The organism is Pseudomonas sp. LBUM1640, from assembly GCF_059716225.1.
In genome coordinates this window covers 2,142,789-2,157,800 of sequence record NZ_CP166816.1, presented here as the reverse complement: position 1 = coordinate 2,157,800, position 15,012 = coordinate 2,142,789, and the positions used below count along the sequence as shown (strand labels likewise).

Here is a 15,012-nt window from a genome sequence, read left to right as displayed (position 1 = left end):
ACAACGGTGTTAAACCGACAGTTCAACCAACAGCTTGTTCAGTCGGCGCACGTAGGCAGCCGGGTCCTTCAAGCTGTCGCCGGCAGCCAGTGCCGCCTGGTCGAAGAGGATGTGCGACAGGTCGCCAAAACGCTCTTCGCTTTGCTCGCCGTCGAGTTTCTCGATCAGCGGGTGAGCCGGGTTGAATTCGAAGATCGGCTTGGAATCCGGAACCTTCTGACCGCTGGCTTCGAGGATCTGACGCATCTGCATGCCCAGGTCCTGCTCGCCGATGGCCAGAATCGCCGGGGAATCAGTCAGACGGTGGGAAACCCGCACTTCGCTGACGGCATCGCCCAGGGCGGCCTTGATCCGCTCAACCAGGCCTTCTTTGGCCTTGGCGACTTCTTCGGCTTCTTTCTTCTCTTCTTCGGAGTCCAGGTTACCCAAGTCGAGGTCGCCACGGGCGACGTCAACGAAGGTCTTGCCGTCGAACTCGCTGAGGTAGCTCATCAGCCACTCATCGATACGGTCGGTCAACAGCAGCACTTCGATGCCTTTCTTGCGGAAGACCTCCAGGTGAGGGCTGTCTTTAACAGCTTCGTACTTCTCGCCGGTCAGGTAGTAAATCTTGTCCTGACCTTCCTTGGCGCGTGCCAGGTACTCGGCCAGCGACACGACTTGCTCCGCATCGCTACCTTGAGTCGAGGCAAAGCGCAGCAGGCCGGCGATTTTTTCCTTGTTGGCAAAATCTTCAGCCGGGCCTTCTTTCATCACCTGGCCGAAGTTTTTCCAGAAGCCTTTGTATTGCTCAGGCTCGTTCTTCGCCAGTTTTTCCAGCATGTCGAGCACGCGCTTGGTCAGCGCCGACTTCATGGAGTCGATGATCGGGTCTTTCTGCAGGATTTCCCGCGACACGTTCAACGACAAGTCGTTGGAGTCGACCACACCTTTGATGAAGCGCAGGTACAGCGGCAGGAACGATTCCGCCTGGTCCATCACGAACACACGTTGCACGTACAGCTTCAGGCCTTTGGGCGCTTCACGCTGGTACAGGTCGAACGGCGCGCGGGCTGGTACGTAGAGCAACGAGCTGTATTCCAGCTTGCCTTCGACCTTGTTGTGGCTCCAGCTCAGCGGGTTTTCGTAGTCGTGAGCGATGTGCTTGTAGAACTCCTGGTATTCCTCGTCTTTGACTTCGGTACGAGGACGGGTCCACAGGGCGCTGGCGCGGTTGACCACTTCCCATTCCTGGGCCGGCTGCTCTTCGCCTTCAGCAGCTGCTTGCTCTTTGGGCAGCTCGATCGGCAAAGCGATGTGGTCGGAGTACTTCTTGATGATGTTGCGCAGGCGCCAGCCATCGGCGAATTCATCTTCAGCGGCTTTCAGGTGCAGCACGATGCGGGTGCCGCGGTCAGCCTTGTCGATGGTGGCGATTTCGAACTCGCCTTCACCTTTGGACGACCAATGCACGCCTTCGCTGGCGTCGAGACCGGCGCGACGGCTGAACACTTCAACTTTGTCGGCGACGATGAAGGCCGAGTAGAAGCCCACACCGAATTGACCGATCAGGTGCGAATCTTTTTTCTGATCGCCCGACAGGTTTTTCATGAAATCGGCGGTGCCGGATTTAGCGATGGTGCCCAGGTGGGTAATCGCGTCTTCACGGCTCATGCCGATACCGTTGTCTTCGAGGGTGACGGTCTTGGCGTCCTTGTCGAAGCTCACACGGATTTTCAGTTCGGCGCCACCTTCCAGCAACTCAGGCTTGGACAGGGCTTCGAAACGTAATTTGTCGACAGCGTCAGAGGCGTTCGAGATCAATTCGCGAAGGAAGATTTCCTTGTTGGAATACAGCGAATGGATCATGAGGTGCAGCAGTTGCTTCACCTCGGTCTGGAAGCCCAGGGTTTCCTTTTGAGTTTCCACACTCATGGTCATCAAACTCCAATTGGATGGCAGTGGCCGCGCCCTTGAGGGTTGGCGGCGGGTTGTCATCAAAGTTGGGGGCTAAGACCAGGATTTCAAGGGCGGGCCGACTCCTCAATTTTGAAATGTGCACGGGCGGTGGCAATCGGTTCGGCCGCAGTGCTTTGCCAGGCGGTGATCGCCACATTCGCAACGCGCCGGCCCTGGCGCCACACCTGGCATTTGGCGTAAGTGTCGCGAAACTGCCCGGCGCGCAGGTAATCGAGCGAGAAATCGATGATTTTCGGGATGCCTGGCGAGCCGGTGAATACCAGCAGATGTAACGCCGCCGACAGTTCCATAAACCCGGCAATCACGCCACCGTGCAGCGCTGGTAATATCGGGTTACCAATGTTGTCCTTGTTGGCCGGCAGGCGAAACAGCAACTCATCGCCCAAACTCGTGCATTCGATGCCGATCAGCTTGGCGTAGGGAATCAGGTCGAGCAGCGCTTCGTAGTTGCCGCGCTCATGCGCCTGTTCGAGGCGGGTCTTGAACCGATGAGTCATGCCTGCTCTCCCTTGAGGGTGCTGCCCAATCCTTGCGTACCTTTAAGGCGCTTGCCCATGCGCATGAACGTGCCTACCACGTGGGCGATGGGTTGCTGCGGGTCATCCTGGTAGGCAAAGCCACGGGTGAAGATCACGTCGGTGGTCACTCGGTAGCACTGCGCGAAGCCGTACACCGGTTTGTGCGGTTCGGCGGGATGCATGTAGTCGACACGCAGGTCGAGGGTCGGGCAGACCTCAAATTCGGGCAGCACACACAAGGTGGCCATGCCGCAGGCGGTGTCCATCAACGAGGTGAGCGCTCCGCCATGAATTACGCCGGTCTGCGGGTCGCCGACGATAGAGGGCGCGTAGGGCAGCACCAGCGTCATGCCCTCCTCGCCGGCTGCATGAACGGTAATGCCCAACACCTGACAGTGGCGCAGAGCCGAAACAAAGCGCATGGCGCGCTCCAGCAAGGGATTTTCGGTCATGTGTACAGACTCTTATTAGTGTTGATTGGTGGAGTATGGGGTGACGGGTGAAAGTTCCTTGAGGGCCGTGTTTTATATATCTGTGAAACAAAAGGAACTAATGCTGACTGCCCAAGCTCGAAAGGCCAGTAGATATCTTCAATAAGGAGAAACACCCCATGCGCAAGACTTTAGCTATTTCCATGATGTTGGCCGCTGCCCTCGGTCTCGCTGCCTGCGATAAAAAATCCGAAGACAAAGCCCAAGATGCAGCCGCGCACTCTGAGCAAGCTCAGAAAGACATGGCCAAAGCTCAGGATAAAGTGAACGACGCTGCAAAAGAAAACGCCGATGCTGCCAAAGCTCAGGCTGAATCGAACGCAGCCGCCGCGAAAGAAGCAGCACCTGCCACATCTGCAGAGCCAGCCAAGAACTAATCGTCTGGCCATTGCTGCAAAAAAAGCCCGCTTTTACATAGCGGGCTTTTCTTTGTCTGCTGTTTTATCCGTGACAAAAAGTTGGACTAACCTTGCGGCGCTAGTTAAGACACCGCTTCTTTAGTCGCTTCCGATACCGCCATGTCGGTCGGGGTATATACCATCACCTGCAGTACGTCGGAATGAAACTCACGGCGATACAGCACCACCACCACTCCACTGCTCATCAACATGAACAGCCAGGGGCTGACAAACCAAGCCAGCATGGTCATGCCGAAGTAATAAGAACGCAGGCCAAAGTTGAACTGGTTAGCCGCCATGGAAATCACCCGGGCCGCCCTCAGGGCAAACGCCTTGCGCTCCTGCTCCGAGACCTGCCGCTCACCCACCATCGGCGCCGACCCCACCAGCACCGCCGCAAAATTGTATTGGCGCATGCACCAGCTAAACGTGAAGAACGCGTACACAAATACCAGCGCCAGGCACAGCAGCTTGATTTCCGACATGCCCTGAGAGGCTTGCTGCACCATGGGAATGTCCGCCAGCAACGACACCGCACGCTCTGAAGCACCCAGCACGGTAAGAATGCCGGCGAGGATGATCAGCGTGCTGGAAGCGAAGAACGAGGCGTTGCGTTCCAGGTTGCCGATCACGCTGGCGTCGGCGATCCGGTTATCACGCAGCAGCATGCGGCGCATCCAGTCTTCGCGGTACAGGTGCAGCACGCTGGCCAGGCACGCGGTGTCGCGGGCTTTCCAGAGGGCGTAACGGGTGTAGCCACCCCAGCACAGCACGAACCAGAGGGCAGCAAGCAGGTGGATCTGATTGGTTTCAACGAACGACATGCGGGTCCTTAAACACAGTGGATGGGGCGAACGCGGTTTAAAATGTGGGAGCTGGCTTGCCTGCGATGGCGTCGGTGCAGTCGCTACCGCGCCACCTGGTCCACCGCTATCGCAGGCAAGCCCCACACACTGACCGAATTCCAACTCTAGTGGGTTGTTTCTCGTACGCATAAAAAATGCCCCGTATCGATTGATACGGGGCATTTCAGTAATGCGTGAAACCGTTGGTTATGCGATGGCTTCGCTACGCTTGCCGAGCATACGGTCAACCACTACAGCCACCACCAGCGTCATCACCGCCGGCACCAGCCACGCCAGGCCTTGCTCGCTCAGCGGCAGGTGCGCCAACTGCGCAGGCAACCAATCGGCCAGGCCCGCGCCCTTGAGCGCGTCAATGCAACCAAAGATGAACGACACCAGCATCACCGGGCCGACGATACGGCCCTGCTCCAGCCAGAAGTCTTTGCAGAAGCTCAGCGCCACCAGCACGATGCACGGCGGATAGATCGCGGTGAGGACAGGGATCGAGAAGGCAATCAGCTTGGTCAGGCCCAGGTTGGACACAAACAACGAAAACAGCGCCAAGATCACGACCAGCGTCTTGTAGGACAGCGGCAGGATTTTACTGAAGTACTCAGCGCAGGCGCAGGTCAGGCCCACGGCGGTCACCAGGCACGCCAACGAGATCAGCACCGCGAGGAAGCCGCTGCCCAGGGAGCCAAAGGTGTGTTGCACGTAAGCATGCAGCACGGCCGCGCCGTTGCTGGCACCGGCAGCCACGGCATGGCTGCCCGAACCCAGGCGGAACAGGCTGATGTACACCAGTGCCAGGCCCACGCCGGCGATCAGCCCGGCAATGATCGCGTAACGCGTGATCAGCTGCGGCGACTCGACGCCACGGGAGCGAATGGCATTGACGATTACGATACCGAACACCAGCGCGCCCAGGGTATCCATGGTCAGGTAACCATTGATGAAGCCTTGGGAGAACGGTGCAGCCACGTATTCAGGCGTGGCAACGCCGACGTCACCGGCCGGCAAGGCAAACGCGGCGATGCCGAGGATGGCTAGGGCAATGATTTTCAGTGGCGCCAGGAAGCGACCGACGGTGTCCAACAGACGGCCCGGGTACAGGGACACAAAGAACACCACCAGGAAATACACCGAGCTGTAGAGGAAGAGCGCCAGCGGGCTCTCGCCGGTCAGCGGCGCCAGGCCGACTTCAAACGAAACGGTCGCGGTGCGCGGGGTAGCGAACAGCGGCCCTACCGCCAGGTACGCCGCCGCCGCGAGCAGGCCGCCGGCGATCTTGCCGATCGGGCTGCTCAACGCGTCCATACCGCCGCCAACCTTGGCCAGGGCGATCACAGTGACCACCGGCAGACCAACCGCAGTGATCAGGAAGCCCAGCGCTGCCATCCAGACATGAGGCCCGGACTGCAAACCAACGATAGGCGGGAAGATGATGTTGCCGGCGCCCACGAACAGGGCAAAAGTCATAAAGCCTAACGCCAGGACATCCTGGCTTTTCAACACTTTCATTTGAGGAAATACCACACTACTGAATCGGAATTTAGAGAGGGATTCCCTATGGATGAGGGAACTGCTGCCGGCCCTGATGGGGACCGACCGGTCTAGCGCGCGGCTTCCTTTTGGGATGCGGACGCATAAAGAGGCGGCTAGCCTAACGAATTTGGGCGACAAACGCACTGTTGCGGGGCGAACTGTCCGATAAGCGACATCTGGATGTCGCATTTTCGTACTTAACTAGCAATACAGAACAATGTGGGAGCTGGCTTGCCTGCGATACAGACGACTCGGTCCATCAGTTGGACCCCGTTGATGCCATCGCAGGCAAGCCAGCTCCCACAGGAATCGAGTACATACCCAGAACGCACAAAGGCCACCCGAAGGTGGCCTTTGTGTGGGTGAAGCGTCAGCTAAGCGCGAGGCTTACTTGACAGCCCAACCGGTCAGCTCGGACAAAGCCTTGCCGATGTCTGCCAGCGAACGCACGGTTTTAACACCTGCGTCTTCCAGGGCAGCAAACTTCTCGTCTGCAGTGCCTTTGCCGCCAGAGATGATTGCGCCAGCATGGCCCATGCGCTTGCCCGCAGGGGCAGTCACACCAGCGATGTAGGAAACAACCGGCTTGGTCACGTGTGCCTTGATGTAGGCAGCCGCTTCTTCTTCAGCCGAACCGCCGATCTCACCGATCATGACGATCGCTTCGGTCTTCGGGTCTTCCTGGAACAGCTTCAGGATGTCGATGAAGTTGGAGCCTGGGATCGGGTCACCGCCGATGCCGACGCAAGTCGACTGACCGAAACCGGCGTCAGTAGTTTGCTTAACAGCTTCGTAGGTCAGGGTGCCGGAACGCGAAACGATACCGACTTTACCTGGCAAGTGAATGTGACCTGGCATGATGCCGATCTTGCATTCGCCTGGGGTGATCACGCCTGGGCAGTTAGGGCCGATCAGGGTAACACCCAGCTCGTCGCACTTAACTTTAGCGTCCAGCATGTCCAGGGTAGGAATGCCTTCGGTGATGCAAACGATCAGCTTGATGCCGCCGAATGCTGCTTCCAGGATGGAGTCTTTGCAGAAAGGAGCTGGAACGTAGATCACGCTGGCGGTGGCGCCAGTGGTTTCTACTGCTTCTTTCACAGTGTTGAACACTGGCAGGCCCAGGTGCTCGGTGCCGCCTTTGCCTGGCGTTACGCCGCCAACCATCTTGGTGCCGTATTCGATGGCTTGCTGGGTGTGGAAACTACCTTGCGAACCGGTAATACCCTGGCAGATAACTTTGGTGTCTTTATTGATCAGGACGCTCATTATTTGCCCTCCGCAGCTTTGACAACTTGTTGAGCAGCGTCGGTCAGGCTGGTAGCCGCGATGATGTTCAAACCGCTTTCTGCCAGTACTTTAGCGCCCAGTTCAGCGTTGTTACCTTCAAGGCGAACAACAACCGGGATTTTAACGCCGACTTCTTTCACTGCACCGATGATGCCTTCGGCAATCATGTCGCAACGAACGATGCCGCCGAAGATGTTAACCAATACTGCAGCGACGTTGGAGTCGGACAGGATGATCTTGAAGGCTTCGGTTACGCGTTCTTTGGTAGCACCACCGCCCACGTCGAGGAAGTTGGCTGGTTTGCCGCCATGCAGGTTGACGATGTCCATGGTACCCATGGCCAGGCCAGCACCGTTGACCATGCAACCGATGTTGCCTTCCAGCGCTACGTAGTTCAGTTCGAACTTGGCAGCGTGCGCTTCGCGCGGATCGTCTTGCGACGGATCGTGGAAAGTCTTCAGCTTAGGCTGACGGTACATGGCGTTGGCGTCGATGTTGATTTTGGCGTCGAGGCAGTGCAGATCGCCGTCAGCCTTGATCACCAGCGGGTTCACTTCCAGCAGAGCCAGATCGTGATCCTGGAACAGTTTGGCCAGACCTACGAAGATCTTGGCGAACTGGGCAACTTGCTTGCCTTCCAGGCCCAGCTGGAAAGCCAGCTCGCGACCCTGGAATGGCTGAGCGCCAACCAGTGGATCGATGGTGGCTTTCAGAATTTTTTCTGGGGTTTCGTGAGCGATCTTCTCGATGTCCACGCCACCTTCGGTGGAAGCCATGAACACGATGCGACGGCTCGAACGGTCAACGACAGCGCCCAGGTACAGCTCTTTAGCGATATCAGTGCACGATTCAACCAGGATCTTGGTGACTGGTTGGCCATTGGCATCAGTCTGGTAAGTCACCAGACGCTTGCCCAGCCACTGCTGTGCGAAGGCCTTGGCGTCTTCTTTGCTGCGAACCAGCTTAACGCCGCCCGCTTTACCGCGACCACCAGCGTGGACCTGGGCTTTGACAACCCACTCGGTGCCACCGATTTTGTCGCAAGCTTCTGCTGCTGCTTCCGGGGTGTCTACTGCGTAGCCCTTGGATACTGGCAGGCCGTATTCAGCGAACAGCTGCTTACCCTGATACTCGTGAAGATTCATGCTTTTTACCGTCTTCGTTAGGTACTGCGCATTCGGCGCTGCGCTCATTATGAGTGCCGCGCCACCTGTGACTTCTGCTCGCGCAGCTTGCGGGGCTTAACGCCCGTAAAGCTGCGCAAGACTGCGTCCAGCGGATATTCCGCGGTGAGTCTTGCGCGCAAGGCTCACGACGGGCAACTCCGCCGTGGTTTCTTATTATCTCGCTTAGCGCTTCTTCTTGTTGGCGATGTGGATGGCGCCGCCATTCACTGCCAACGCTGCTTCGTGCAACGCTTCGGACAGGGTCGGATGGGAGAAGACCATCATGCCCAGGTCCTCGGCACTGGTGCCGAATTCCATACCGATTGCGCCTTGCTGAACCAGTTCTGCAGCGCTTGGGCCAATCACGTGGACGCCCAATACGCGGTCAGTCTTGGCATCAGCGATGACTTTGACAAAACCACCGGTGTCGTTGGCTGCCATGGCACGGCCAGAAGCGGCAAACGGGAAGGTGCCGACGTTAACTTCAACGCCTTCAGCTTTCAACTGCTGTTCGTTCTTGCCGACCCATGCAATTTCCGGGTGGGTGTAGATAACCGATGGGATCAGGTCGTAGTTCATCTGGGTTTTGTGGCCCTTGATGCGCTCGACAACCATGATGCCTTCTTCGGAAGCCTTGTGTGCCAGCATCATGCCGCGAACCACGTCGCCGATGGCGTACACGCCAGGCACGGTGGTAGCGCAGTGATCGTCGACGTGGATGAAACCACGCTCATCGATGTTCACGCCGCTGTCGGAAGCCAGCAGGTCGGCGGTCACTGGACGGCGACCCACGGCTACGATCAGCTTGTCGAAGGTGATGGTCTGCTCGCCTTCTTTATCGGTGTAGGTCACCACGACTTCTTCGCCGTTGACCTTGGAACCGGTAACTCGGGCGCCCAGCTTGATGTCCAGACCTTGTTTGGTCAGGGTTTTCAGCGCTTCTTTGGACACGGCGGTGTCGGCAGCCAGCAGGAACGTGTCCAGGGCTTCCAGCACAGTCACTTCAGAACCCAGGCGGGACCATACCGAACCCAGTTCCAGGCCGATTACGCCAGCGCCGATCACACCCAGACGCTTAGGAACGGTTTGGAATTCCAGGGCGCCGGTCGAATCAACGATCACGTTCTGGTCAACTGGAGCCGGTGGAATGTCGATTGGACGCGAGCCTGGAGCCAGGATCACGTTTTCGGCTTCAATGATTTCTACCGAACCGTCAGGCTTGGTGATTTCAACTTTCTTGCCGGCCAGCAGTTTGCCGTGGCCTTGCAGGGAAGTAACGCCGTTGGCCTTGAACAAGGTGGCAACGCCGGAAGTCAGGCCTTTAACGATGTTGGCTTTACGGCCGACCATTGCTGGCACGTCCATGGTCACGCCAGCATGGTTGATGCCGTGGATCGCGAAACCGCTTTGGGCTTCGTGGAATTTCCAGGAACTGTCGAGCAGCGCCTTGGAAGGAATGCAACCGACGTTCAGGCAAGTACCGCCCAGTGCCAGTTTGCCTTCCTTGTCGGTGTATTTTTCGATGCAAGCAGTCGAGAGGCCCAGTTGTGCGGCCTTGATGGCGGCAACGTAGCCGCCAGGACCTGCACCAATCACTACAACGTCAAATTTCTGCGACATGAAAATAGTTCCTCTATTTAGCAGCAAGCTTTCAAGCCGCAAGCCCCGAGCCCAGCTGCCTTCTTAGGCAGCCTGTCACTCGAGGCCTGCAGCTGCTTCTATCAGATATCCAGCAGCAGACGAGCCGGGTCTTCCAGCAGGTTCTTGATGGTCACCAGGAAAGTCACGGCTTCTTTACCATCGATCAGGCGGTGATCGTAAGACAGTGCCAGGTACATCATTGGGCGGATCACGACTTGGCCGTTGATGGCCATCGGACGCTGGATGATGTTGTGCATGCCCAGGATCGCAGCTTGTGGCGGGTTGACGATCGGGGTCGACATCATCGAACCGAAGGTACCACCGTTGGTGATGGTGAAGGTACCACCGGTCATCTCGTCGATGGTCAGCTTGCCGTCACGGGCTTTCTTGCCGAAGCCGGCGATGCCGCCTTCGATTTCAGCCAGGCTCATCAGTTCGGCGTTACGCAGAACCGGCACCACCAGGCCACGGTCGCTGGACACGGCAACGCCGACGTCTGCATAGCCGTGGTAAACGATGTCGCTGCCGTCGATCGAAGCGTTGACTGCCGGGAAGCGTTTCAGCGCTTCAGTGGCCGCTTTCACGAAGAACGACATGAAGCCCAGGCGCACGCCGTTGTGGGACTTCTCGAACAGATCCTTGTACTTCGAACGCAGGGCCATGACTTCGGTCATGTCGACTTCGTTGAACGTGGTCAGCATCGCCATGTTCGACTGAGCTTCAACCAGGCGCTTGGCCACGGTGGCACGTACGCGAGTCATCGGTACACGCTTCTCGGTGCGGTCGCCGGCAGCGAACACAGGCGCGGCGGCAGCAGGAGCAGCAGCCTTGGCAGGTGCGGCAGCTGGAGCGTTTTTCTTGGCTTCAACCGCAGCAACCACGTCTTCCTTGGTTACACGGCCGTCTTTGCCGGTGCCTTTGATGGAAGCCAGGTTGATGCCATTTTCTTCGGCCAGTTGACGAGCAGCCGGCGCAGCGATTGGATCTTCGCCAGCAGCAGCCGGAGCAGCGGCTGGAGCAGAAGCGGCAGCTGCCGGTGCAGCAGCGGCGGCAGGGGCAGCGGCTGGAGCAGCAGCGCTGCCCTCTTCGATCGAGCCCAGGATCTGGTTCGACAGAACGGTAGCGCCTTCTTCGGCAACGATTGCGCCCAGTACGCCGTCAGCTTCGGCCAACACTTCCAGAACGACTTTGTCGGTCTCGATGTCGACGATCAGGTCATCACGCTTAACAGCGTCGCCTGGTTTCTTGTGCCAGGTGGCAACGGTGCCATCGGCAACCGATTCCGGGAATGACGGGGCTTTGATTTCGATAGCCATTATCTGTGGGTCCTTAAAATTCGGTTTCAGTCAGCGCGAAGGCGTTAAACAGTGAAAGCATCTTGCAGCAGTTTTTCCTGCTGCTCGGCGTGCATCGACGCATAACCACACGCAGGTGCAGCAGAAGCATCACGACCGGCGTACTCCAGGCCCAGGGCCTTGTTATGGTTACCGATGCTGCGACGCAAATGATGCTGGCTGCTGTACCACGCGCCCTGGTTCATCGGTTCTTCCTGACACCACACCACGTTGGTGAGGTTGGTGTAAGGCGCGATGGCCTCCATCAGGTCGTCTTCCGGGAACGGGTAAAGCTGCTCGATCCGCACGATGGCGATGTCTTCGCGGCCTTCGGCACGGCGTTTTTCCAGCAAATCGTAATAAACCTTGCCGCTGCACAGGACCAGGCGCGTGACCTTGGCCGCATCCAGGGTGTCGATTTCTGAAATAACGGTCTGGAACGAACCGTCGGCCAGATCTTCCAGGGTCGAGATGGCCAATTTGTGACGCAACAGCGATTTCGGAGTCAGCACTACCAGCGGCTTGCGCAGCGGGCGGATCACCTGACGACGCAGCAAGTGGTAGATCTGGGCCGGGGTAGTCGGCACGCACACCTGAATGTTGTGCTCGGCGCACAGCTGCAGGTAACGCTCCAGACGGGCCGAGGAGTGCTCCGGCCCCTGACCTTCATAACCGTGTGGCAGCAGCATGGTCAGACCGCACAGACGGCCCCACTTGTGCTCGCCGCTGGTGATGAACTGGTCGATAACCACCTGGGCACCGTTGGCGAAGTCGCCGAACTGGGCTTCCCAGATCACCAGGGCCTGAGGCGTGGTGGTCGAGTAACCGTATTCAAACGCCAGTACGGCTTCTTCGGACAGGAACGAATCGTACAGGTCGAAACGTGGCTGGCCTTCGTACAGGTTCTGCAACGGGATGTAGGTGCCCGCGTCTTTCTGGTTGTGCAACACAGCATGACGGTGCGAGAACGTACCGCGGCCGATGTCCTGGCCGGTCATGCGGATCGGGTGACCTTCGAACGCCAGGGTCGCGTACGCCATGGTTTCGGCGTAACCCCAGTTGATCGGCAGGCCGCCGGCTTGCATCTTCTGACGGTCTTCGTAGATCTTCGCAACCTGGCGCTGCACCACGAAGCCATCTGGGATTTCCAGCAGCTTGGCAGACAGTTCCTGCAGGGTTTTCAGATCGAACGAGGTGTCGTGGCGCGCAGTCCAGGCGTGGCCCAGGTATGGACGCCAATCCACGAACAGCTCTTTGTTCGGCTCTTTAACCAGGCTTTTTACGACATGCAGGCCGTTGTCCAGCGCGTTGCGGTATTCATCGACTTTCGCTTGAACACGCGCATCGTCAACCACACCGGCCTTGGTCAGGCTTTCGGCGTACAGCTCACGCGTAGTGCGCTGCTTGGTGATTTGCTGGTACATCAACGGCTGGGTGCCGCTAGGCTCATCCGCTTCGTTGTGACCGCGACGGCGGTAGCAAACCAGGTCGATCACCACGTCACGCTTGAACTGCATGCGGTAGTCGATAGCGAGCTGGGTCACGAACAACACGGCTTCCGGATCATCACCATTCACATGGAGGATCGGCGCCTGAATCATCTTGGCAACGTCGGTGGCGTACTCGGTAGAGCGCGCATCCAGCGGGTTGCTGATGGTGAAACCGACCTGATTGTTGATGACGATGTGAATCGTACCGCCGGTCTTGAAGCCGCGAGTCTGCGACATCTGGAACGTTTCCAGGACCACGCCTTGACCGGCGAATGCCGCGTCACCGTGGATGGAAATCGGCAGAACCTTCTCACCCGTGGAATCGTTACGACGATCCTGGCGAGCGCGCACCGAACCCTCGACCACTGGAGAAACGATTTCCAGGTGGGAGGGGTTGAAGGCCATGGCCAGGTGAACTTCACCGCCGGTGGTCATCACGTTGGACGAGAAGCCCTGGTGGTATTTAACGTCACCGGAACCCAGCTCGACCTTCTTCTTGCCTTCGAACTCGTCGAACAGCTCGCGCGGGTTCTTGCCGAAGGTGTTGACCAACACGTTCAGGCGACCACGGTGAGCCATGCCGATCACGATTTCCTTGGTGCCGTAGGAACCGGAACGCTGGATCAGCTCGTCGAGCATTGGAATCAGGCTCTCGCCGCCTTCCAGGCCGAAACGCTTGGTGCCTGGGTATTTGGTGCCCAGGTATTTCTCGAGGCCTTCGGCCGCAGTCACGCGCTCCAGCAGGTGGCTGCGCACATCGGCGGACAGCACCGGACGGCCACGCACGCCTTCCAGGCGATGCTGGAACCAGTGGCGCTGCTCGGAATCGGTGATGTGCGTAAATTCAGCGCCGATGGTGCGGCAATATGTCTGCTGCAACGCTTCGTGAATTTCGCGTAGGCTCGCTTCCTCTTTGCCGATGAACAGGTCGCCGGCACGGAAGGTCGTATCAAGATCGGCATTGGTCAAGCCGTAATGATTGATCGACAGGTCAGCAGGTGCAGGACGCTGCCAGAGCCCCAGCGGGTCAAGCTGGGCCGCCTGGTGGCCACGCATCCGGTAGGCCTGGATCAATCGCAATACTTCAACTTGCTTCTTCTCATGCTCACTGCTCACGCTACCGGCGGAAACCGGTTGGGCGCGGCGCTGGTTCTTTGCCAGCAGCACAAACTGATCGCGAATTGTTGCGTGCGATACATCGGTGGCAGCGTTGCCGTCTGAAGACAACGTCTGAAATTTGGTGCGCCATTCTTCTGGCACAGCGTTAGGGTCGTGCAGGTAGAGCTCATAAAGCTCTTCCACATAGGCAGCGTTACCACCTGAAAGATAGCCGCTGTTCCACATGCGCTGCATCACGCTTTCTTGCATGCTTGGTCACCCTCGATTTGGGGACACCACCGGCGAAAACACCGAGTTTGCTTGCAAAAGGCCAAGTGCAGCGACCAAAACAAGCCACTTAGGATCACGCTGATAGTTCGGGTACCAACCCGAATGCCCCTGCTTGTCTCATTTCTTCAAAATAAGAGCCGCGGCTTTGTAAGTCGCTGCTCAAGTTAAAACTACGGCGCCGGTTGAAGCCTGCGCCGTAGCATTTACGGGCACAACGGTCCTGCTTTGCTACAACGTCGCTTACACGCCGCTTTGCAGCAGCATGTTACGGATGTGACCAATGGCCTTAGTCGGGTTCAGGCCTTTGGGACATACGTTGACGCAGTTCATGATCCCGCGGCAGCGGAATACGCTGAACGGGTCATCCAGTGAAGCCAGACGCTCGGACGTCTTGGTGTCACGGCTGTCTGCCAGGAAGCGGTACGCTTGCAGCAGGGCAGCTGGGCCCAGGAACTTGTCCGGGTTCCACCAGAAGGATGGGCACGAAGTCGAGCAGCAAGCGCACAGGATGCACTCGTACAGACCGTCGAGCTTCTCACGCTCTTCCGGGGACTGCAGACGCTCGATGGCCGGAGCCGGCGTGTCGTTCTGCAGGAACGGCTTAACTTTCTCGTATTGCTTGTAGAAGATGCTCATATCGACGACCAGGTCACGGATAACCGGCAAACCTGGCAGAGGACGAACGATCAGCTTGTTGCCTTTAACCACGGCGGACAGCGGCGTGATGCACGCCAGGCCGTTTTTGCCGTTGATGTTCATGCCGTCGGAACCGCACACACCTTCACGGCAAGAGCGACGATAGGAGAAACCTTCGTCCTGCTCTTTGATCAGTGCCAGTACATCCAGCACCATCAGGTCTTTACCACCGGTATCGACCTGGAATTCCTGCATGAACGGCGCAGCGTCCTGATCAGGGTTGTAGCGGTAAACACTGACTTTCAACATG

Annotated in this window: 12 protein-coding genes; 1 reads left to right on the top strand and 11 read right to left on the bottom strand. The window is 58.0% G+C overall.

Going from position 1 to position 15,012, the window contains the following annotated elements:
- Positions 1–9 precede the first annotated feature (9 nt).
- The 3 genes from htpG to ACA065_RS09725 form a co-directional block, all read right to left on the bottom strand.
- On the bottom strand, positions 10–1,914 hold the full coding sequence (htpG, locus tag ACA065_RS09735) for a molecular chaperone HtpG (RefSeq protein ID WP_497694314.1): 1,905 nt from the start codon (positions 1,912–1,914) through the stop codon (positions 10–12).
- 89 nt (positions 1,915–2,003) lie between these two features.
- Positions 2,004–2,456, bottom strand: a complete 453-nt coding sequence (locus tag ACA065_RS09730; protein ID WP_497694313.1) for a PaaI family thioesterase — start codon at positions 2,454–2,456, stop codon at positions 2,004–2,006.
- Positions 2,453–2,929, bottom strand: coding sequence for a PaaI family thioesterase (locus ACA065_RS09725; RefSeq protein WP_497694312.1), 477 nt, complete (start codon positions 2,927–2,929; stop codon positions 2,453–2,455). Before ACA065_RS09725 ends, ACA065_RS09730 begins: the two co-directional genes overlap by 4 nt.
- Before the next feature lie 158 nt (positions 2,930–3,087).
- Here ACA065_RS09725 and ACA065_RS09720 point away from each other — a divergent pair, with 158 nt between their 5' ends.
- A complete protein-coding gene (locus ACA065_RS09720) occupies positions 3,088–3,345 on the top strand; it encodes a hypothetical protein (protein ID WP_497694311.1) in 258 nt (85 codons plus the stop codon).
- A 104-nt stretch (positions 3,346–3,449) separates the two neighbouring features.
- On the opposite strand, the gene ACA065_RS09715 is transcribed toward ACA065_RS09720, so the two are convergent.
- The 8 genes from ACA065_RS09715 to ACA065_RS09680 form a co-directional block, all read right to left on the bottom strand.
- On the bottom strand, positions 3,450–4,190 hold the full coding sequence (locus ACA065_RS09715) for a DUF599 domain-containing protein (protein ID WP_497694310.1): 741 nt from the start codon (positions 4,188–4,190) through the stop codon (positions 3,450–3,452).
- Between the two features lie 228 nt (positions 4,191–4,418).
- The gene (gene brnQ, locus ACA065_RS09710) at positions 4,419–5,732 is read right to left on the bottom strand and encodes a branched-chain amino acid transport system II carrier protein (protein ID WP_497694309.1); all 1,314 of its coding nucleotides are present in this window, start codon (positions 5,730–5,732) and stop codon (positions 4,419–4,421) included.
- Between the two features lie 411 nt (positions 5,733–6,143).
- Positions 6,144–7,025: a succinate--CoA ligase subunit alpha gene (sucD, locus tag ACA065_RS09705; protein ID WP_065872666.1), complete on the bottom strand. Its 882-nt coding sequence runs from the start codon at positions 7,023–7,025 to the stop codon at positions 6,144–6,146.
- On the bottom strand, positions 7,025–8,191 hold the full coding sequence (gene sucC / locus ACA065_RS09700) for an ADP-forming succinate--CoA ligase subunit beta (RefSeq protein ID WP_003233235.1): 1,167 nt from the start codon (positions 8,189–8,191) through the stop codon (positions 7,025–7,027). The genes sucD and sucC overlap by 1 nt, the downstream gene beginning before the upstream one ends.
- A gap of 204 nt (positions 8,192–8,395) precedes the next feature.
- On the bottom strand, positions 8,396–9,832 hold the full coding sequence (lpdA, locus tag ACA065_RS09695) for a dihydrolipoyl dehydrogenase (protein WP_497694308.1): 1,437 nt from the start codon (positions 9,830–9,832) through the stop codon (positions 8,396–8,398).
- A gap of 101 nt (positions 9,833–9,933) precedes the next feature.
- Positions 9,934–11,169 (bottom strand): 2-oxoglutarate dehydrogenase complex dihydrolipoyllysine-residue succinyltransferase, encoded by a 1,236-nt coding sequence (gene odhB / locus ACA065_RS09690; RefSeq protein ID WP_497694307.1) that lies wholly within the window; start codon positions 11,167–11,169, stop codon positions 9,934–9,936.
- A gap of 44 nt (positions 11,170–11,213) precedes the next feature.
- Complete coding sequence (locus ACA065_RS09685) at positions 11,214–14,045, bottom strand: 2-oxoglutarate dehydrogenase E1 component (protein WP_497694306.1); 2,832 nt, start codon at positions 14,043–14,045, stop codon at positions 11,214–11,216.
- Between the two features lie 261 nt (positions 14,046–14,306).
- Positions 14,307–15,011 (bottom strand): succinate dehydrogenase iron-sulfur subunit, encoded by a 705-nt coding sequence (locus tag ACA065_RS09680; RefSeq protein ID WP_003172807.1) that lies wholly within the window; start codon positions 15,009–15,011, stop codon positions 14,307–14,309.
- Position 15,012 lies beyond the last annotated feature (1 nt).

Bases quoted from the DNA above. Each gene is read 5' to 3' on its own strand.
- sucC (WP_003233235.1), bottom strand. From the start codon at position 8,191: ATGAATCTTCACGAGTATCAGGGTAAGCAGCTGTTCGCTGAATACGGC.
- lpdA (WP_497694308.1), bottom strand. From the start codon at position 9,832: ATGTCGCAGAAATTTGACGTTGTAGTGATTGGTGCAGGTCCTGGCGGC.
- ACA065_RS09720 (WP_497694311.1), top strand. From the start codon at position 3,088: ATGCGCAAGACTTTAGCTATTTCCATGATGTTGGCCGCTGCCCTCGGT.
- sucD (WP_065872666.1), bottom strand. From the start codon at position 7,025: ATGAGCGTCCTGATCAATAAAGACACCAAAGTTATCTGCCAGGGTATT.
- ACA065_RS09725 (WP_497694312.1), bottom strand. From the start codon at position 2,929: ATGACCGAAAATCCCTTGCTGGAGCGCGCCATGCGCTTTGTTTCGGCT.
- htpG (WP_497694314.1), bottom strand. From the start codon at position 1,914: ATGAGTGTGGAAACTCAAAAGGAAACCCTGGGCTTCCAGACCGAGGTG.
- ACA065_RS09680 (WP_003172807.1), bottom strand. From the start codon at position 15,011: ATGTTGAAAGTCAGTGTTTACCGCTACAACCCTGATCAGGACGCTGCG.
- brnQ (WP_497694309.1), bottom strand. From the start codon at position 5,732: ATGAAAGTGTTGAAAAGCCAGGATGTCCTGGCGTTAGGCTTTATGACT.
- odhB (WP_497694307.1), bottom strand. From the start codon at position 11,169: ATGGCTATCGAAATCAAAGCCCCGTCATTCCCGGAATCGGTTGCCGAT.
- ACA065_RS09685 (WP_497694306.1), bottom strand. From the start codon at position 14,045: ATGCAAGAAAGCGTGATGCAGCGCATGTGGAACAGCGGCTATCTTTCA.
- ACA065_RS09730 (WP_497694313.1), bottom strand. From the start codon at position 2,456: ATGACTCATCGGTTCAAGACCCGCCTCGAACAGGCGCATGAGCGCGGC.
- ACA065_RS09715 (WP_497694310.1), bottom strand. From the start codon at position 4,190: ATGTCGTTCGTTGAAACCAATCAGATCCACCTGCTTGCTGCCCTCTGG.